The organism is Arthrobacter zhaoguopingii (genome assembly GCF_009828605.1).
GTDB lineage: Bacteria > Actinomycetota > Actinomycetes > Actinomycetales > Micrococcaceae > Arthrobacter_D > Arthrobacter_D zhaoguopingii.
Genome location: NZ_WIAE01000004.1, coordinates 191,072 through 208,517 on the forward strand (window position 1 = coordinate 191,072; position 17,446 = coordinate 208,517).

The following is a 17,446-nucleotide window of genomic DNA, read 5'->3' on the forward strand; positions in this document are numbered from 1 at the left end:
TCACCTCTGGAGAATCCCATGCAGACCATCACAAGCGACGTCGTCGTCATCGGCGCCGGGCCCTCGGGGCTCACCGCGGCGCGCCAGCTGCACCGGGCCGGCCATACCGTGACGGTCCTGGAGGCCCGCGACCGGGTCGGTGGGCGGACCCACACGGATGTCATCGAGGGCGCAACACTCGAAGTTGGGGGCCAGTGGGTATCACCCGACCAGACGGCACTGCTGGGGCTGCTTCAGGAACTCGGGATGGAGACCTACTCCCGCTACCGCGAGGGAGAATCGGTCTACATTGGGGCCGACGGAACGCCCGTCCGCTATACCGGCGAGATGTTTCCGGTTTCCTCCGGCACGCAGACCGAAATGGCGCGTCTCATCGACGTCCTTGACGGGCTCGTCGGCCAGATGAACGTCAAGGCACCCTGGGAGCACCCGCAGGCCCGTGAGCTCGACACCATCTCGTTCCATCACTGGCTGCGCCAACAGTCGGACGACGAGGAGGCCTGCAACAACATTGGCCTGTTCATTGCCGGAGGCATGCTCACCAAGCCCGCCCACGCCTTCTCCGCGCTCCAGGCGGTCCTCATGGCGGCATCCGCCGGATCCTTCTCCCACCTCGTGGACGAGGACTTCATCCTCGATAAGCGGGTGGTGGGCGGCATGCAGTCGGTCTCCGAGCGGATGGCCGCCGAGCTCGGAGGGGCCGTCCTCCTCAACAACCCGGTGCGCACCCTGCGCTGGTCGGAGTATCCGGACGGAAGAACCGAGGTGACCGCTGAGGCGGACAATGCCACCGTGCGGGCCCGCTACGCCGTGGTAGCGGTGCCGCCGAACCTGTATTCGCGGATATCGTACGTGCCGGCCCTCCCTCGCCGGCAGCACCAGATGCACCAGCATCAGTCCCTCGGCCTCGTCATCAAGGTGCACGCCGTCTATTCGAGTCCGTTCTGGCGGGACAACGGCCTGTCGGGCACCGGATTCAGCGCAGGATCCATCGTGCAGGAGGTCTACGACAACACCAACCACGGCGACAGCCGCGGAACGCTCGTCGGGTTCGTTTCGGACGAGAAAGCCGACGCCATGTTCGAGCTGGAGCCCACCGAACGCCGGCAGCGGATCCTCGAATCGATCGCAGGCTTCCTCGGCCCCCAGGCACTTCACCCCGAGGTGTACTACGAATCGGACTGGGCATCGGAGGAGTGGACCCGCGGCGCCTATGCCTCCAGTTATGACCTTGGCGGCCTGCACCGGTATGGACGCCACCAGCTCACCCCGGTCGGGCCCATTCACTGGTCCTGCTCGGACCTTGCTGCGGAGGGGTACCAGCACGTCGACGGAGCGATCCGCATGGGCCAGCTCACCGCCACCCAGATCATCGCGGCCCTTGCCGCCCGAAGCGCTGCAACCATCCACTAGGCAGCGCACGGCGGCCACCTCCTGCCCATCAGCCCGGGGATAGCCGTTGACAGCCCATCGAACGTATGACTGACAGGTAAAACGAGGAGTTTTCATGGAAGCAATGAATTCCCGTGGATCCAGCGCCGCAGCGCCGCCGGAACGGGAGCAGGCCCTGCGCCGGGTGATGGGAACCCCCGCGCTGGTTGTTTTCGGGCTGGCCTATATGGTCCCGCTCACGGTCTTCACCACCTACGGTCTTGTCACGACACTCACCGAGGGCCACCTCCCGGCGGCGTACGTCGTCACCCTCGCCGCGATGATGTTCACGGCACTCAGTTACGCCTTCCTCGTCCGGGTCATACCTTCAGCCGGATCGGCCTACAGCTTTACCCAGCGCATTTTCGGGGGTCACGTAGGTTTTGTGACCGGGTGGACGCTGATGCTCGACTATCTCCTCCTTCCGCTCATCAACTACCTCCTGATCGGCCTGTATCTGAACGCCCAGTTCCCCTCAATACCGATGTGGGTGTTCACCGTGGCGGCCATCGCTTTGGTCACCGTCCTCAATATCGTCGGAATCTCGGTCGTGCGTAATGCGAACCTGGTCCTCGTCGGCATGCAGATCGTCTTCGTTGCGGTGTTCATCGTGCTGACAGCCGGCAGCATCTCCACGGGCCAGTCGCTCCTTGCGCCGTTCTTCTCCCCTGACCTGCGCCTTGGCCTGATCCTGAGCGGTTCGGCGATCCTCTGCCTTTCCTTCCTTGGCTTCGATGCGGTTTCCACGATGTCCGAGGAAGCGAAGGACCCGCGGCGCACCGTGCCGCGCGCCGTCCTGCTGACGACGCTCATCGGCGGAGCGATGTTCATTCTGGTCTCCTGGGTGGCCCACCTTGCCTTCCCGGACTGGCAGGAGTTCACCGACCCCGATGCGGCCGCCGTTGAAATCATGAACAGCCTTGGCGGCAACGTCATGGCGGCCTTCTTCCTCGCCGCCTACATCGCCGGATGCGTCGGATCAGCCATGGCGTCGCAGGCAAGCGTTTCGCGAATTATGTTCGCGATGGGGCGCGACGGTGTGATTCCCAGGTCCGTCTTCGGCCGGGTCAGCGAGCGATTCCGCTCTCCGGTCGGGGCGATACTCGTCGTGTCCGCCGTCTCCCTGCTCGCACTCGTCCTTGATCTTGGAACGGTGGCATCGGTCATCAGTTTCGGTGCCCTGTTCGCCTTCTCGCTGGTGAACCTTGGAGCCATCAAGCACTTCCTGATCGACCACCGCCGGAGGAGCGGACGCGACCTGCTCAAGTACGGGCTGGTCCCTGCCGTCGGGTTCCTCCTGACGGTGTGGCTGTGGTTCAGCCTTTCGGCATCCGCCTTCGCCGTCGGTTCGGTCTGGCTGGTGGTCGGGGTCGCCTATCTCGTCGTCCTGACACGCGGCTTTCGGCGCCCGCCACCTCAGGTCGACCTGGACGAGAAAACGGTCACCCCGGCCACGAGCAATGCCTGAACTCCGTCCCCGATGAAGGAATGGATCCAATGAAAGCCGACCTGATCGTCCTGGCCCGGACGGTCCACACGCTGGACGGCGGCATGCGGCCGGTCGAGGCGGTGGCCGTCCGGGACGGAATCATCACGGCGGTCGGCAGCCAGGAAGAGGCGGGCGGATGGAGGTCCACCGACACTGAAGTCGTCGATTTCGGTGCCGGGACCCTCACCCCGGGGCTTGTGGACGGACACCTCCATCCGGTGATGGCGCTGGACACCGTCCGGGGCTGCGACCTGTCCAGCGTGCAGACAATCGAGCAGCTGCGGGAAGCGCTGCACCGTGAGGCAGCCGCCCAAGGGCCGGGGGAGTGGGTGTTCGCCTGGGGGTTGGACCCCACGGTTTTCGGATCGGTGCCGCTGCACCGGAAGATGATCGACGACGTCCTCGGCGGCCGCCCCTGCCTGGTGAGGATCTTCGACGCCCACTCTGCCCTGGCCAGCAGCAGGGCGTTGACCGCAGCGGGTATCGACGGCCCGCGGAGGGCCGACACCGCCCCCGGCATCGTGTGCGATGACGCGGGGAACCCCACCGGGCTCCTGCTTGAGTGGGATGCCATCAGAGCTGTCACCTCCGTCATCCCCGAAGTCGACTTCGAGACGCGCAGGACGCGGCTTAAGGAATTCCTTTGGGCCCTGTCCCGGGCCGGCCTGACGGCCGGGCACGTCATGGACCTGAATAAGGACTCCCTTGAGCTCCTGGCCGAGCTCGAACGAGACGATGAACTGCCGCTCCGCCTCTACTGTGCCCCGTGGTGCATGCCGGGAAGCGCCGAAGCCGATCTGGGCGCGATCGCCGATCTCATGCAGCTCAGCGGCCGGCGCTGGTCCGTCAACGCGGTCAAGTTCTTCATCGACGGCACCATCGACAACGGCACGGCGTGGCTCTCCTATCCCGACGTCAACGGGGAATCTGCCGCGCCGTTCTGGCCGGCGCCTGCCGACTACACCAAAGCTGTTCACTATTTCGCGTCCCGCGGTATCCGGACGGCGACTCATGCGATCGGTGACGCCGGAATCACCCATGCCCTGGACACCATCGCGTCGATTCCGCCCTGGGCGCCTGCCGTCATCCACCGCATCGAGCACATCGAAACAGCTTCGGATGAGGTGATCCGACGTTTCGCTGCCGCGGGGGTGGCGGCGAGCATGCAGCCTACCCACTGCACCCACTACACGCGGGCCGACCACAGCGACAACTGGTCGACGCGGCTGGGTGACGGGCGGGCCGACCAGGCGTGGCGCTGCCTGGACCTGCGGGAGGTTGGAGCGACCCTCGTCCTCGGATCCGATTGGCCCATCGCGCCGTTCGAGCCCCTGCCGATCCTCGCCGACGCCCAACTGCGGCGGCGGCACGACCGCCCCCTCGATGCGGCGGTCGGGCCGGCCCAGGCCCTCACACCCCTCCAGGCGCTCGAAGGCTACACAACCCATGCCGCCCGCGCCGCTGGGCTTGCCGAGGTCGCCGGATCGATCACCGTGGGCAAGCGCGCAGACTTCACCGCGTTCGAATGCGATCCCCTGGCGACACCGCCCGAAGCGCTCGCCGCCAGCAGAATCCTTGGCACCGTCGTCGGCGGTGTCGTGCAGTTCACCGACGGGCTCTAGGTCCGCCGTCCCAGCAACACGAGGAGCAACATGACCCGCCACCACCCTCCACCCCGTTCCGCCGAGGCCCGGGCACTCCCGGTACGCAGCCAGGGCGAGACCGCCCCGGAGCGCGGGCAGGGCACACGGGATGCGCTGCAGTGCGCTCCAGGCTGCGCTTTCTGCACCGGCCCGGAAACGGACTGACCCCTGACCGGCCTGCCCGAATCATCCTGCCCGCTGATGCCTGACCTCCGCCGGCGCCGCCTCTGACGCATCGCCCCGGGGGAGTCGACACTCCGGGTCTCAGGAACGGCCCAGAGCCTCCCGGACCCGCGGGGCCACCTCGGTGCCGAAGAGTCGGATGTTTTCAAGCAGGACGTCGTTAGGCATCGGACCAAGCCCGTACTTGAGGTCGAACCGGTTCACTCCCAGTGCCTTCATACTCCGGACAATCCGCCGTGCCACCGTCTCGGGGGATCCCACATAAAGCGAGCCGACGGCAATCTCCTTCTCGTAAAATTTCCGGGTGATGGGCGGGAAGCCGCGCTCGTAGCGCGCCTCCAGCTGGAAGGTCTCGTACGTCGGCCAGTACTCCTCGATGGCCTGTTCGTCGGTGGCCGCGACATGGCCGGTGGAGTGCAGCCCGATCGGGAGTTCGCCGAAGCCCGCCTCAGCGGTCGCCTGCCGATACAGCTCGCTCAGCTTGGCGAAGCGTGCCGGGTTGCCGCCGATTACGGCGAGCATCAGGGGGAAGCCGTACTGCGCCGCGCGCACCACCGACGCCGGGTTCCCGCCGACTCCGATCCAGGTGGGCAGGGCGCCGGCTGTGGTCCGCGGGAAGACCTCGAGGCCGTCCAGAGCGGGGCGGGTGGTGCCGGACCAGGTGACCGGCTTCTCGGACCGGAGCCGGGAGAACAGCTCAAGCTTCTCCTCGAACAGGCGGTCATAGTCTTCGAGGTCAAAGCCGAAGAGGGGGAAGGATTCCTTGCTGGAGCCGCGGCCGAGAATCACCTCAGCCCGCCCCTGTGAGACGGCATCGAGGGTCGCATACCGCTGGAAGACGCGGACCGGATCATCCGAGCTCAGGACGGTGACGGCCGAGCCGAGCCGCATGCGGGAGGTCTGGGCGGCGATGGCCGCCAGGACGATGTCGGGCGCGGAGAGTGGCATTTCCTCAACGTGGTGCTCGCCCAGGCCGAAAAAGTCGAGACCCGATTCCTCGGCGACAACACCTTCACGCACCAGGGAGTGGATGCTGCGGGGCTGGCTGAGCAGCTCCCCGTCGCTGCCTCTTGTCACGTCGCCGAAGCTGTCGACGCCGATCACGATCGGGTACTGCCCGAGGATGTTAGCCATTTCATCTCCAACGCTTTGAGCCTGTAATTGATGTATCAACTAGAGCGAGGATAGGAGCCTTTTAGTAGACATGTCAATAAAGACCGCCGACGCGACCGAAGTTGACATATCAACTACTCGGAGCTATTGTAGACATGTCAACCAAATCTGGAGGGAACACCATGGCCGCCCACAGCACCGCCAACGATAACCGGGGCCACCATCCAGCCCGTCGAAGCCCCACGGGCACCGAGCTCGCCACCTGGCGCCGGCTCCTCGATACGACGGCCGAACTCCGCCGCCGCATGGCCACCGTCCTGAGCGCCTCGAACCTGTCAGGCCAGGATTACGAGGTCCTGCTGGCGCTGAGCGAAGCCGACCGGCGCGTGCTGCGGTCCTCGGAACTGGCGGGGGCCATCAACTGGGAGCGCAGCCGGCTCTCGCACCACATCGGGCGGATGGAGAAGCGGGGCCTGGTGCGCCGTGAAGAGTGCCTGACGGACAACCGTGGCGCCTTCGTCCAGCTCACCGACGCCGGAGCCGACGCCTTCCGGCGTGCCTCGGTGCCGCAGCTCCAGGCGGTGAAGGAGCACTTCTCGGACGCCCTGACACCGTCACAGCTTGAGAACCTCGCCGACATCCTCGATTCACTCCACCAGCATTTCGAAGCCAATTCCTCCAAGGGGGACCCCCGATGAGCAACACCACTTCCGCCTCCCGCCTCCCACGGATCGGCGTCCTCGGAGCCGGCCACGTGGGCTCCGCCATGGGCCGGGTCGCCAGCGAAGCCGGCTACCCGGTCACCATTGCCGGATCCGGAGACCCCGCGAAGATCGCCCTCATCACCAAGATCCTCATCCCGGGGGCGCAGGCGGACTGGCCCGCCAAAGTGGCCGCCGACGCCGACATCGTGATCCTGGCCATCCCGCTGCACAAGTTCCGTAGCTTCGATCCGTCACTGGTGGCCGGCAAGGTCGTCGTCGACCTGATGAACTACTGGGCACCCATCGACGGCACGCAGCAGCTGTTCGAGGACCCGCGCCACGGCAGCAGCGAAATCGTCCAGCAGCACCTCAGCGGCGCGCGGGTGGTCAAATCCTTCAACCACGCCGGGTACCACGAGCTCGAAGCCGACCGCCGGCCGGCGGGCGCCGCGGACCGGCTGGCGCTCGGAGTGGCCGGGGACGACCGGAAGGCGGTGGAGATGGTCGCCGCCCTGGTGGAAAACATCGGCTACGACGCCGTCCTGCTGGACGGCCTCCACGAGGGCCGGATCCTCGAACCCGGCGGGCCGGTCTTCGGCGCTTCGCTCAACAAGGAGCAGTTCGCGCAGGTCCTCACCGAGAAAACCGCGGCGTAGGCCGCACGCTGTCCGCGGTAACGCCGCAAGGCACCCCGCGGGACTGCCCGCACCCTCCACCCAGATAAAAGGAACAACCGTGAACGACTCATCAAGCCTGCGGACGGGCTTTCCCCTGACCTTCGGACTCGACACCTTTGGGGATGTCCATTCCGACGAGAACGGAACCCTGAATTCTCACGCCCAGACGGTCCGCAACATCGTCGAGCAGGGCGTCCTCGCGGATTCCGTGGGCATTGACTTCTTCGGCATCGGCGAGCACCACACCGACGACTACCCGCTCTCCGCCGGCGACCTGGTCCTGAGCGCCATTGCGGCGCGGACCAAGGACATCCATCTCGGCTCGGCCGTGACCGTGCTGAGCTCCGACGATCCCGTCCGGGTCTTCCAGCGGTACTCCACCCTGAACGCGCTGTCCTCGGGGCGGGCCGAGGTGATCCTGGGCCGCGGTTCGAGCATCGATTCGTTCCCGCTCTTCGGCTACGACCTCAGCGACTATGAAGTGCTCTTCGAGGAGAAGTCGGAGCTGTTCGCCCAGCTGCTCAAGGGCAGCCCCGTCACCTGGAACGGCACCACCCGTGCTGCGCTTAAGGACCAGGACGTCGTCCCGCACCTCGAGGCGGAGCCGTTCCCCACCTGGATCGGCGTTGGGGGAAGCCCCCAGTCCGTCGTCCGGGCCGCCCGCCACGGGTACAACCTCATCCTTGCCATCATCGGCGGCTCGCCCGCCCGCTTCCAGCCGTTCTCCAACCTCTACCTCGAGGCGCTTGAGCACTTCGAGCGCCCGGCCCAGCCGATCGGCGTGCATTCCATGGGCCATGTCGCCGAGACCGATGAGCAGGCCCAGGAAGAGTTCTGGCCCCGGTACCTTGAGGTGATCAAGCACGTGAGCAAGACCCGCGGGTTCGCCATCCCGACCCCGGAATCGTTCAAGCACGACATCGGCCCGCACGGCGCCATCTATGTCGGCTCCCCCGAGACGGTGGCCCGCAAGATCGCCGCCAACCTTCGGGTGCTCCACGCCTCCCGGTTCCAGCTCAAATTCGGTATGACGGGCCTGCCGCACACCTCGGTGATGAACAACATCGAGCTGTACGGCACCAAGGTGATCCCGCTGGTCCGCGAGATCCTCGGCAGCGAATCCTGAAGCTTCGCCACGGCGTCCGCTCCGGCCCTCCGATGCGGTCCTCAAATGGCGAGGACCGCAGGAAGGGCCGGGGCGCTGTGGCGTCGACCGTAAACCGGTGGCCGGCCTCAGTCGGCCGCGAGACCGGCCACGGGCGAGAGCCGCGCGGCCCGGCGGGCCGGGAGCACCGAGGCGAGGAGCCCTGCAGCGACCGCCACGGCGAGCACCGCCGCGATCTGCCCGACCGGCAGGGACAGTTGAACGGCCGCAAGCTCGCGGAGCGCCGACTGTGCGCCGAGCACTCCATATCCAATCCCGAGGCCTGTGCCGAGCAGTGCGGCGACGCCGGCGATCAGCACCGCCTCGACGGCGAGCATGCCGCGCAGCTGCCCCCTCGTGAGGCCGAGCGCGCGGAGCAGCGAGTTCTCCCGGCGCCTCTCAAGCACCGACAGTGAGAGCGTGTTGGCGACGCCGATCAGGGCGATCAGCACCGCCACCGCAAGTAGCGCGGTCACGATCAGCAGCATCACATCGATGATCTCGTTGTAGGCGACACGCTCGATAGCCGATCCGGAGACCTGGTATTCGGGCACCCCGGTGGCGGCGACGAGTTGCGACTTGACCTTCGACACGGCCGGCCCGTCCAGCCCGTCGTCGAGCTGCAGCCAGAACGTCGTGCCCAGGTATCCGGCGAGGGTTCCGTTGGCTGCAGCCTGGCTGGAGCTTTCCCCGGTATCCCCGATGAATGCGTCCAGGGCGTCCGGCGGGGTGCCGCCCAGCCGCTCCGCTGTGGCCTTGGTGATCAGCGGTACGAAGAAGGTCGAATCCGTCGCCGTGACCGGCAGTGTCGCGGGCCCATTCGCCGTATTGAGGGTGATTTCGGCCTGAGGCAGCGTCTGCGGCGCCAGGACCATCCCGTCGGTCAGGACCATGTCCTGGGAGCGCAGGACAGTGGCCAGCTCCTCCGGATCGGCGGCGTACACGAGCCGTCCGCCGTCCTCGTCGCTGGCCAGCAGCACCGGGGTCAGTTCCACCGCTGACTTCACGCCCTCGACCCCCAGGAGGGTTTGGGCGTCGGCAGTGGACGCCGTGCCGCCCGGAGGACGGCCGGCCGCCCCGGCCGCGCCGCCGAGGCCGGAGACCTCGACGTCGACGGCGAAGTTTTCGGCCAGTTCGGCGTCGAACGAAGTCCGGGCGGTCTGCGCCCCGACGATCATCATGGTCACCAGGGTCACGCCGACGATGAGGGCCGAGGACGAGGCGGTGGTCCGTGCCGGATTCCGGACGGCGTTGAGGGACGCGAGCTGTCCGGCCACTCCGAGGGGCCGGGCCAGCCGCCCGACTGCGGCGACGCTGAAGGGAACGAAGAACGGTGCGAGAAGTACGACGCCGAGGAAGGATACCCCGCCCCCGGCCACGGCCGGAACCAGCCCGGCGGACCGGGCACCCAGCACGAGCAGGCCTCCGCCCGCAACGAGTGCCAGAAGGCCTGCGGCCAGGCGCACCTTGCCGCTCTTGCTCTTCGCGTCCGCCGGACCGGTTGGGCGCAGCGCGGCCAGGGGAGCGACGCGGGTGGCGGCCCGCGCCGGGACGACGGCGGCGAGCAGTGTCATCAGGACACCCACCACCAGGCCGGCCACCACAGCCGACGGCGGAACAGCGAGGACAGCGACCGAACCGACGTCGGTGCGCCGGGCCAGGCCGACGAGAGCCGCAAGAACCCCGACGGCGAGGAGCACGCCGAGGACGGAGGCCACCACCCCGACGACGCCGGCCTCGACCAGGACCGACCTTCGGATTTGCCGGCGTTCGGCGCCGATGGTGCGCAGCAGCGCCAGTTCCCGGGTGCGCTGGGCCACCAGCACGGAGAAGGTATTGGAGATGACCAGCCCCGCGACCAGGACGGAGACGGCGGCGAAGGCAAGCAGGATCGCCGTGAGGATGTCGTCTCCATTCGAGAGGGAGGCAACGTCCGCCGTGGTCTGCTCGGCCGCCGTGCGCACGATCACGCCTTCCCGCTGATCCGCCGGCAGGTCGTTGAGGGCAGCTGAGGCGGCCACCGCCACGGCGGCAGGATCCGCACCCGGCGCCACGGCCAGCTGGACGTGGCGCACGATGGTTTCGCCGCCGTTGGCTGCCCGCACCAGGGATGCCGCCGCGAGCACCTGGACGGTGTCGGAAAGGGTCGGATCCGGGCTCCGTGCCGTCAGACCGGTCACCGTCAGGGCTCCGGCCGGGTCGGTGGAGGGGCCGCCGGTAATGAAGGCCACGGTGTCACCTGGGGTTACCCCCAGGCGGGCGGCCGAGGTGCTGTCAAGGGCCACCTCGTTCGGCCCCGACGGCGCGGAGCCCTGCGTCACCTCGGCGGTTTCCAGTTCAGCTGGCGCCGTGCTGGTGAGCGCGGCGGACGAGGTGCTGGACCCCGTGGCCAGCTGGACAAATACCCATTCGAAGCCGTGCACGGCCGCCACCCCGGGGAGGGCTTCGAGGGTCCCGACGGCGGCGGGTGGAACTCCGGGCCCTTCGGGCCCGGAGACCACGAGGTCGGCCTTGGCGTAGGAAGCCCCGATGCTCGCACCGAGGGTCGCCTTGGTGGTGGCACCGACGGTGAGGGCCGCGGAGACAAAGGCCACCCCAAGCATCACGGCGAGGCCGACGGCGATGAAACGCCGGGCGTGAACGCGTACCTGCGCCAGGGCTACCCGCAGCACGTCAGGCCCCCAGCTTCGCGAGGGCGCCGAGGATTGCCTCAGGACTCGACTGTTCCAGGTCACCGACGAGGGCCCCGTCCTTCATGAGGACGACCCGGTCGGCGTACGAGGCCGCGACCGGGTCATGGGTCACCATGATGATGCTCTGGCCCATCTCCCGCGAGCTGCGGCGCAGCAGGGACAGCACCTCCGCCCCGGTGGCCGTGTCGAGGTTGCCGGTAGGTTCGTCACCGAAGATGACGTCGGGGCGGGTCAGCAGGGCCCGGGCGACGGCGACGCGCTGCTGCTGGCCGCCGGAGAGCTCGTGCGGCCTGTGGGCGAGCCGGTCGGTCAGCCCCAGCGTGGAGGAGACCTGCGTCAGCCATTCCCGGTCCACGGAACCGCCGGCGAGGGCGACGGGCAGGGTGATGTTCTGCTCGGCGGTCAGGGTCGGCACCAGGTTGAAGGCCTGGAACACGAATCCCACCCGCTCACGGCGCAGGCGGGTCAGGGCGGCGTCGGGAAGGCCGGTGATCTCGGTCCCGCCGATCCACAGCTGTCCGGCATCGATGCTGTCAAGGCCGGCCAGGCAGTGCATCAGGGTGGACTTGCCCGACCCGGACGGGCCCATGATCGCCGTGAAGCGCTCCCGTTCGAAGTCAAGCGAGACGTCCCGGAGGGCGTGGACGGCGGTCTCGCCGCGCCCGTAGCTTTTGGATACGCCGCGGGCGGCGACGGCGCCGGTCGGGGCGGGGGAGGTTGAACCCGAAGGGGGCACGGGTGAATTCATTGCGATGGTCATAGTTCCACGTTAGGCGCCGCCGGCACCGGCAGAATCAGCGCAGAGGTGGAGCTTTCGGACCGGACCTCATACCAGGGGATGACACGAGGACCGCTGTTCCCACCGCAGGGAACCCCGGCGGAAGCGGACCCGATCAGGGGCGGACGATGCCCATCTCGTAGGCCATCACGACGGCCTGCACCCGGTCCCGCGCTTCAAGCTTCGCGAGGATGCGGCCCACATGGGTCTTCACCGTGGCTTCCGCAAGGAACAGTTTCAGGGCGATCTCCGGATTCGACAACCCCTGGGCGATCAGTTCGAACACCTCCCGCTCGCGGGGTGTGAGCCGGGCGACCGCGGCCGCATGGGCGTCGCGGACCGGAGAGGGCCGGCGCAGCAGCGGTGCCACATGGTCAAGCAGGCGGCGCGTTGTCGAGGGCGCGATGACCGCATCGCCCCGGTGGACCGTCCGGATCGCCTCAAGTAGCTCCTCGGGCGGCGCGTCCTTCAGCAGGAAGCCGGACGCGCCGGCATGTATTGCCGACAGTGCATATTCATCGAGGTCGAACGTCGTCAGCACCACGACGCGGGGGCCGGCGCCGCTGCTCCCAGCGGTACCGGACTCGGCGAGGATGCGGCGGGTGGCCTCGATGCCGTCCATACCGGGCATGCGCACGTCCATCAGGACAACGTCGGCCCGGGTGACGGCGAGCGTCCGAACTGCCTCCTGCCCGTCGGCGGCCTCGCCGACCACCTCGAGGTCGGGCTGGGAGTTGATCAGCATGGCGAATCCGCTGCGCACCAGGTGCTGGTCGTCGACGATCGCGACCCGGATGGAACCGGCTGCCTGCCTGGGCGGCACTTCTCCTGCGGTGGTGTCCATTAACGTTCTGCTCCTGTGGTCGGGAATCCGCCGGCGCTGCGCACGGTCCTATGTCTCGGTGTAGGGGAGGAAAGCCTCAACGCGGAAGCCCCCGCCGCTGCGCGGCGCGGCGGACACGGTGCCATCGTAGAGGCGCACCCGCTCACTCATGCCGGTGATGCCCAGCCCGGCTCCTGCGGTGGCGGGGTCGGCCGCCGCACCCCGGCCGTCGTCGTCGACGGTGATGCCGAGCCCGCGGGGGCCGTAGGTGAGCGTGACTTCGGCGGCGGTCTGGGGCCCGGCGTGCTTGAGCACGTTGGTCAGCGCTTCCTGGACCACGCGGTAGGCGGTGAGTTCGGCGCCGAGGGGAAGCGGCCGCCGCGGTGTATCGATGCGGCGGCAGGACACGGCGATGCCCGCCCGCCGCACCGACCTCACGAGGGAATCGATGTCGTCGAGGGTGGGCAGCGGACGCGTGGAGGCACTTTCGTCGCCGCGGAGGACACCGAGCAGGCGCCGCATCTCGCGGAGCGAGCCGCGCCCGGTGTCGGCGATGGTGCCGAGCGCCTGCACCGCGAGTTCGGGCTTTTGCGCGCTGGCGTACCGGGCGCCGTCGGCCTGGGTGATGATCACCGAGAGGGAGTGCGCGACGATGTCGTGCATCTCCCGGGCGATGTGGCTGCGCTCGTCGGCGGCGGCAAGGTCGCGTTCCTGCTGGCGCTCGACCTCAAGGCGCCGGGTGCGGTCTTCAAGGGCCTGATAGGCCCGACGCCGCGACCGGGCAAGGTCCCCCATCGTCCAGGCCAGGAGTATGAGCGACTCGAAGAGGAACAGCGAGATCAGGAACAGCGACCCGCCTCCGCCGACACCGAGGATCGCCCCATACCGCACCAGGCCGGCCGCGGCGCCCAGCAAGGCGAACCCCAGCCCGCCGAGGCTCGCCCACCGTGGGGCGTAGGCGGCCAGCGTGTAGACGGTGATGAGGATGACGATCTGGGCCGGCACCGGGTCGATTCCGGCCAGGAGCTGCAGCACCGAGACCCCGGCGATGATGCCGGCCGAGAGCAGCAGCCGAGACCGGCGCCAGGCCAGCGGTGCCACCAGGGCACAAGTCACCGGGATGAGCAGGGGATATACGGCCACCCCACGGGCCGCCAACTGCAGGATCAGGAGCACGAGCAGTCCCAGTGCGAGGCAGGCGTCGACCGTGCCGGGATGCGCGCGCACCCAGCGCGCGAGCCGGAGGTGGAGGTCCATGATGTTCAACTCTAGGCCCGGCGGTGCCCATGCTCCATCCAACCCAGGGTGGACATTGTCCGGTCCGCTAGGTGCGCAGCCAGCGGTTCAACTGCACCGCCTGGCCGCGGTGCGTACCGGGATGGGAGCCCGTGTTTCGAAAGCCGGCGCGCTCGGCGACGCGTTCGCTGGCGGTGTTGCCCGCCATTGTCTCCAGGGCCACGGTCGAAAAGCCCTGCGAGGACAGCCATTGCGTGAGAAGGCGCACCGACCCGGTGGCCGCGCCCCGGCCTCGGCCGGCGGGGGACAGGACATAGAAGAGCTCGGGCTCGGCGCCCTCAACCTCGGCCATCCCCGCAGTTCCCACCGCCAGGCCGTCGAGGAGGACCGCATACCGGCCGGCGAGCCGCTCCCGGTGACGCTCCTTCGTCCGGGCGATCCGGCGCCGGGCGGCATTTTCGTCCATGTCCGCCGGGTAATACGTCCACGCGGGCACGTCGGGCACACGGCTCAGCTCGTATTCCAGCCGCCAATCGTCGTCGGTCAGGGACCGAAGGGACACACTTTTGTCACGGAGCTCGCTGGGCAGCGGGACGGGAAAGGCCATGAACCGATCATTGCATCGGCGGCGGTCGATCGAAACCGGTCCGCCGGGATTTGGCCGAGAAGCACAGCAGCCGGTACTGGCGGCTTCTGCCCGGCTGCGGAATCGCACGCTACATTTGACCCCATGCCCGGTGCCACTGCTCAGCGCGTCATTTTCCACGGGGTCACCGGTAGCGGAAAGTCCGCGGCCGCGCACGCCTATGCCGCGGCCGCCCGGCTCCCCGAATATTCGGCCGACGACGATCTCGGGTGGCTCCCGGGCTGGCAGAACCGGCCGCCCGAGGAGCAGCGCCGGATCGCCGCCGGTATTGCCGCGCAGGAGCGCTGGGTCATCGACAGCGCCTACTCGGGCTGGCGGGACCTTATGCTGGCACGGGCGGACCTCGTCGTGGCACTCGATTACCCCCGGTGGCTCTCCCTGTCGCGCCTGATCCGGCGGACGATTCGCCGGTGCGTCGCCCGCGAACAGGTGTGCAACGGGAACACCGAGTCCTTCCGCCGGGTTTTCACCCGGGATTCGATCATCCTGTGGCACTTCCGGGCGTTCCCGCGGAAGCGGGAGGCGCTCGAAAGGATCAAGGCCGACCCCGCGATGCCTCCCGTGATCTCGTTCCGGCGTCCGGCGGAGCTCGAGGCATGGATCGCCCGTGCCGCACGCGATCCGCAGGGCTTGTGACGCGCCCGTGTGTCGGATGGACGGTGTAGCCTCGAACCGATCGAGCGAGGAAGAGGGGATTCCGGAATGGTTGCTGTGACTGAACCGGCCGGCTGCGGAAATGCGCCCCGTCAGCTGATCATCCGGGACGTCGTCCTCGCCCTCGCCGAGGTCAAGGAGCCGCACCTTCGTGGGCTCCTCGACGAGAAGGTGCGCTGGGGCCTGCCCGGCGCCGCGTCGATCGAAGGACTCAGCCAGCTGACGGCCAGACTTTCCGGCCAGGGCGAAGTTGCCGCCATCGAGCTCACGTCGATCCTCACCCATGGCAGGGAGGGCAGCACCGACGGCGTCCTGACCTTCCGCGACGGACGCAGGCAGGCCTTTTGCCACGTGCTGCGGTTCGCATCCGCGGTGAAAACCGCCAGGGTTACTGAGATCCGGAGCTACCTCATCGATCTGCCGGGTTGAAGGCCTGTGCCCGAGCGGAGGGAGCTGATTCTCAACTGTCGAGCACGAGGTCTTCGGTGGGCCGGGCGCAGCAGATCAGCGCCTGGCTTTCGGCCGGTGTTTCGAGGGGATCGGGCTGGTAGGCCACCTTCCCCGAGATGACCGCCGTGAGGCAGGTGTGACACACCCCGGTGCGGCAGGACCACCGGGTGGGCACATCACAGGCTTCGGCGAGATCGAGCAGCGAGGTGTCGCCCGCGCGCCACCGGGCGGTGAGGCCGCTTCGGGCGAACGTCACCGCGGGCCCGGTGCCCGGTTCGCCGGCGGGCTGATGCGGGGGCACGGTGGAGGCATCGACAAGCCCGGGGTTGATCGGCGGCAGGGTGCTGAACAGTTCAGAGTAGATCGACCCGGCGTTGAGGCCGAGGTCGGTGAGCGCGTCCGTCATGCTGCCGATGAAGGCGGGCGGACCACAGAGATAGGCCGCCGCGCCCGCGGGAACTCCCAGGGAACGAAGCTGGTCGACGGTCGGCCGGCCGGTAAACGAGTCCGCCACGGGAGTCCCGGCCCGGGTGTAAAAGATGGCGCTGCGGGCGTGGGGAAGCCGGGTCAGGTGTCCCCGCACCTCCCCGGCGAAAACGTGCTCGCTGGGGTTCCGTGCGACGTGGATCCACCAGACCTCCCTGTCGCTGCCGGTGCGGGCGAACTCCTTGAGCATCGGGACCAGCGGGGTTGCGCCGACCCCGGCCGAGATGAGGAGCACCGGCCCGGTTCCGGCGTGGAGCCGAAACTGCCCGCGGGGGGCGGCGACATCGACGGTCCCCCCGACCAGCACACCGTCATGAAGGTAGCGGCTCACCAGCCCGTGTTCCTCCTGCCTCACGCTGATCCGGTAGGTGTGCGGGTCGGGAGCGTCCGAAATAGAGTAGCTGCGGACGGATGCCGCACCCTTCACGGAAACGCGGAGGGTGAGGTACTGGCCGGGAACGACCGGTTCGAGTGGAACGCCGTCGCCGTCGCCAAGGTAGATGGAGGTGATGGTCGGGGTTTCGGACACGGCCTTCGTGATCGTCATCGGACGGAATCCGTTCCAGCTCGGCTCTTCGACGGGCGCCCCGGTCACAGTGGCCTTGGCCAGGTCGGTGTCCAGCAGGTCCTGGAAGGACTGCTGCCAGCCGGGGCTCAGGGCCGGAATGTCGACGGCCTTCCGCAGTGCGTCCTGGGAGCGATCCGGGAGGTACAGCAGTGCGTCGGTCTCGGCGACCGTGAGCCGGTGGGGCCCGTTGAGTGTTCGAATGATCGGGTCGCCGGGACGGACCTCGCCCTCGGTGATGACCCGCAGGTAGAACCCGGGACGGCGGTGGTCCACCAGGAGGGCGGGCATCCGCGGTTCCGTGAGGCGCATGCCCACCCGAAAGCAGGTGACGCGGGGCTGGGTCACCTCGAATTCCGCCTCCCCGATGCGGTAGCGGTCGCCGATGCACACTTCGTCGTCGGGCAGCCCGTCGACGGTGAAATTCTCACCGAAGGAGCCGGGCGTCAGATCACCGCGGCCGAGGAAACCGGACCAGTGCTCGTAGGACTGCCGCTGGTAGACCAGCACCGCCCGCTGCTCACCGCCGTGCCCGTTCAGGTCGCCCTGGCCGTCACCGTCAATATTGAGCCTGCGGACCATCAGCGGCCGCTCCACCGGGCTCTTGTAGACGCCGGTATGCACAGTCTTTCCCTGCCAGGAGACGCCCTTGGGGACTCCAACGTTCAGTGACACCAGCCTGCCGCAGGCCATGCCCTGGACCTCCGTCATGGCGGAAAGCCTACGTCGGG

15 protein-coding genes are annotated in these 17,446 nt (G+C 68.2%); 8 read left to right on the plus strand and 7 right to left on the minus strand.

The window, feature by feature from the left end:
- Window positions 1-18: 18 nt before the first annotated feature.
- The 3 genes from GVV77_RS07105 (at window position 19) to GVV77_RS07115 (ending at window position 4,542) form a co-directional block, all read left to right on the plus strand.
- Window positions 19-1,413, plus strand: a complete 1,395-nt coding sequence (locus GVV77_RS07105) for a flavin monoamine oxidase family protein (RefSeq protein WP_159617440.1) — start codon at window positions 19-21, stop codon at window positions 1,411-1,413.
- 94 nt (window positions 1,414-1,507) lie between these two features.
- Window positions 1,508-2,899, plus strand: a complete 1,392-nt coding sequence (locus tag GVV77_RS07110; protein WP_246199682.1) for an APC family permease — start codon at window positions 1,508-1,510, stop codon at window positions 2,897-2,899.
- Window positions 2,900-2,928: 29 nt separating this feature from the next.
- Window positions 2,929-4,542 (plus strand): amidohydrolase, encoded by a 1,614-nt coding sequence (locus GVV77_RS07115; protein ID WP_159617441.1) that lies wholly within the window; start codon window positions 2,929-2,931, stop codon window positions 4,540-4,542.
- A gap of 285 nt (window positions 4,543-4,827) precedes the next feature.
- On the opposite strand, the gene GVV77_RS07120 is transcribed toward GVV77_RS07115, so the two are convergent.
- Window positions 4,828-5,880: an LLM class flavin-dependent oxidoreductase gene (locus GVV77_RS07120; protein ID WP_159617442.1), complete on the minus strand. Its 1,053-nt coding sequence runs from the start codon at window positions 5,878-5,880 to the stop codon at window positions 4,828-4,830.
- A 134-nt stretch (window positions 5,881-6,014) separates the two neighbouring features.
- Here GVV77_RS07120 and GVV77_RS07125 point away from each other — a divergent pair, with 134 nt between their 5' ends.
- From GVV77_RS07125 to GVV77_RS07135, 3 genes are all read left to right on the plus strand, one after another.
- A complete protein-coding gene (locus tag GVV77_RS07125; protein WP_246199683.1) occupies window positions 6,015-6,557 on the plus strand; it encodes a MarR family winged helix-turn-helix transcriptional regulator in 543 nt (180 codons plus the stop codon).
- Window positions 6,554-7,219 (plus strand): NADPH-dependent F420 reductase, encoded by a 666-nt coding sequence (locus GVV77_RS07130; RefSeq protein WP_159617443.1) that lies wholly within the window; start codon window positions 6,554-6,556, stop codon window positions 7,217-7,219. The genes GVV77_RS07125 and GVV77_RS07130 overlap by 4 nt, the downstream gene beginning before the upstream one ends.
- Window positions 7,220-7,298: 79 nt before the next feature.
- Window positions 7,299-8,366: an LLM class flavin-dependent oxidoreductase gene (locus tag GVV77_RS07135; protein WP_159617444.1), complete on the plus strand. Its 1,068-nt coding sequence runs from the start codon at window positions 7,299-7,301 to the stop codon at window positions 8,364-8,366.
- A 107-nt stretch (window positions 8,367-8,473) separates the two neighbouring features.
- Here GVV77_RS07135 and GVV77_RS07140 read toward each other — a convergent pair whose 3' ends face one another.
- From GVV77_RS07140 to GVV77_RS07160, 5 genes are all read right to left on the minus strand, one after another.
- Window positions 8,474-11,056 carry an FtsX-like permease family protein gene (locus tag GVV77_RS07140; RefSeq protein ID WP_159617445.1) on the minus strand — a complete coding sequence of 861 codons (2,583 nt, stop codon included), beginning with the start codon at window positions 11,054-11,056 and terminating at the stop codon, window positions 8,474-8,476.
- Between the two features lies 1 nt (window position 11,057).
- Window positions 11,058-11,837: an ABC transporter ATP-binding protein gene (locus GVV77_RS07145; RefSeq protein WP_159617446.1), complete on the minus strand. Its 780-nt coding sequence runs from the start codon at window positions 11,835-11,837 to the stop codon at window positions 11,058-11,060.
- Window positions 11,838-11,970: 133 nt separating this feature from the next.
- On the minus strand, window positions 11,971-12,699 hold the full coding sequence (locus tag GVV77_RS07150; RefSeq protein ID WP_159617447.1) for a response regulator: 729 nt from the start codon (window positions 12,697-12,699) through the stop codon (window positions 11,971-11,973).
- 48 nt (window positions 12,700-12,747) lie between these two features.
- Window positions 12,748-13,935 carry a sensor histidine kinase gene (locus tag GVV77_RS07155; RefSeq protein ID WP_159617448.1) on the minus strand — a complete coding sequence of 396 codons (1,188 nt, stop codon included), beginning with the start codon at window positions 13,933-13,935 and terminating at the stop codon, window positions 12,748-12,750.
- Window positions 13,936-14,002: 67 nt separating this feature from the next.
- Window positions 14,003-14,521: a GNAT family N-acetyltransferase gene (locus tag GVV77_RS07160; RefSeq protein ID WP_159617449.1), complete on the minus strand. Its 519-nt coding sequence runs from the start codon at window positions 14,519-14,521 to the stop codon at window positions 14,003-14,005.
- 123 nt (window positions 14,522-14,644) lie between these two features.
- Between GVV77_RS07160 and GVV77_RS07165 the strand changes: the two genes are divergently transcribed.
- Together GVV77_RS07165 and GVV77_RS07170 are read left to right on the plus strand one after the other, a co-directional pair.
- Window positions 14,645-15,196, plus strand: coding sequence for a P-loop NTPase family protein (locus GVV77_RS07165; RefSeq protein WP_159617450.1), 552 nt, complete (start codon window positions 14,645-14,647; stop codon window positions 15,194-15,196).
- Window positions 15,197-15,262: 66 nt separating this feature from the next.
- Entirely contained in the window at window positions 15,263-15,643 is a 381-nt protein-coding gene (locus GVV77_RS07170) for a hypothetical protein (protein ID WP_159617451.1), read from the plus strand.
- Between the two features lie 31 nt (window positions 15,644-15,674).
- Here GVV77_RS07170 and GVV77_RS07175 read toward each other — a convergent pair whose 3' ends face one another.
- On the minus strand, window positions 15,675-17,426 hold the full coding sequence (locus GVV77_RS07175) for an MOSC domain-containing protein (RefSeq protein ID WP_201291372.1): 1,752 nt from the start codon (window positions 17,424-17,426) through the stop codon (window positions 15,675-15,677).
- Window positions 17,427-17,446 lie beyond the last annotated feature (20 nt).

What these genes read in the sequence shown, in the direction of transcription:
- GVV77_RS07105 (WP_159617440.1), top strand. Translation starts at nt 19, where the DNA reads ATGCAGACCATCACAAGCGACGTCGTCGTCATCGGCGCCGGGCCCTCG.
- GVV77_RS07110 (WP_246199682.1), top strand. Translation starts at nt 1,508, where the DNA reads ATGGAAGCAATGAATTCCCGTGGATCCAGCGCCGCAGCGCCGCCGGAA.
- GVV77_RS07115 (WP_159617441.1), top strand. Translation starts at nt 2,929, where the DNA reads ATGAAAGCCGACCTGATCGTCCTGGCCCGGACGGTCCACACGCTGGAC.
- GVV77_RS07120 (WP_159617442.1), bottom strand. Translation starts at nt 5,880, where the DNA reads ATGGCTAACATCCTCGGGCAGTACCCGATCGTGATCGGCGTCGACAGC.
- GVV77_RS07125 (WP_246199683.1), top strand. Translation starts at nt 6,015, where the DNA reads ATGTCAACCAAATCTGGAGGGAACACCATGGCCGCCCACAGCACCGCC.
- GVV77_RS07130 (WP_159617443.1), top strand. Translation starts at nt 6,554, where the DNA reads ATGAGCAACACCACTTCCGCCTCCCGCCTCCCACGGATCGGCGTCCTC.
- GVV77_RS07145 (WP_159617446.1), bottom strand. Translation starts at nt 11,837, where the DNA reads ATGACCATCGCAATGAATTCACCCGTGCCCCCTTCGGGTTCAACCTCC.
- GVV77_RS07150 (WP_159617447.1), bottom strand. Translation starts at nt 12,699, where the DNA reads ATGGACACCACCGCAGGAGAAGTGCCGCCCAGGCAGGCAGCCGGTTCC.
- GVV77_RS07155 (WP_159617448.1), bottom strand. Translation starts at nt 13,935, where the DNA reads ATGGACCTCCACCTCCGGCTCGCGCGCTGGGTGCGCGCGCATCCCGGC.
- GVV77_RS07160 (WP_159617449.1), bottom strand. Translation starts at nt 14,521, where the DNA reads ATGGCCTTTCCCGTCCCGCTGCCCAGCGAGCTCCGTGACAAAAGTGTG.
- GVV77_RS07165 (WP_159617450.1), top strand. Translation starts at nt 14,645, where the DNA reads ATGCCCGGTGCCACTGCTCAGCGCGTCATTTTCCACGGGGTCACCGGT.
- GVV77_RS07170 (WP_159617451.1), top strand. Translation starts at nt 15,263, where the DNA reads ATGGTTGCTGTGACTGAACCGGCCGGCTGCGGAAATGCGCCCCGTCAG.
- GVV77_RS07175 (WP_201291372.1), bottom strand. Translation starts at nt 17,426, where the DNA reads ATGACGGAGGTCCAGGGCATGGCCTGCGGCAGGCTGGTGTCACTGAAC.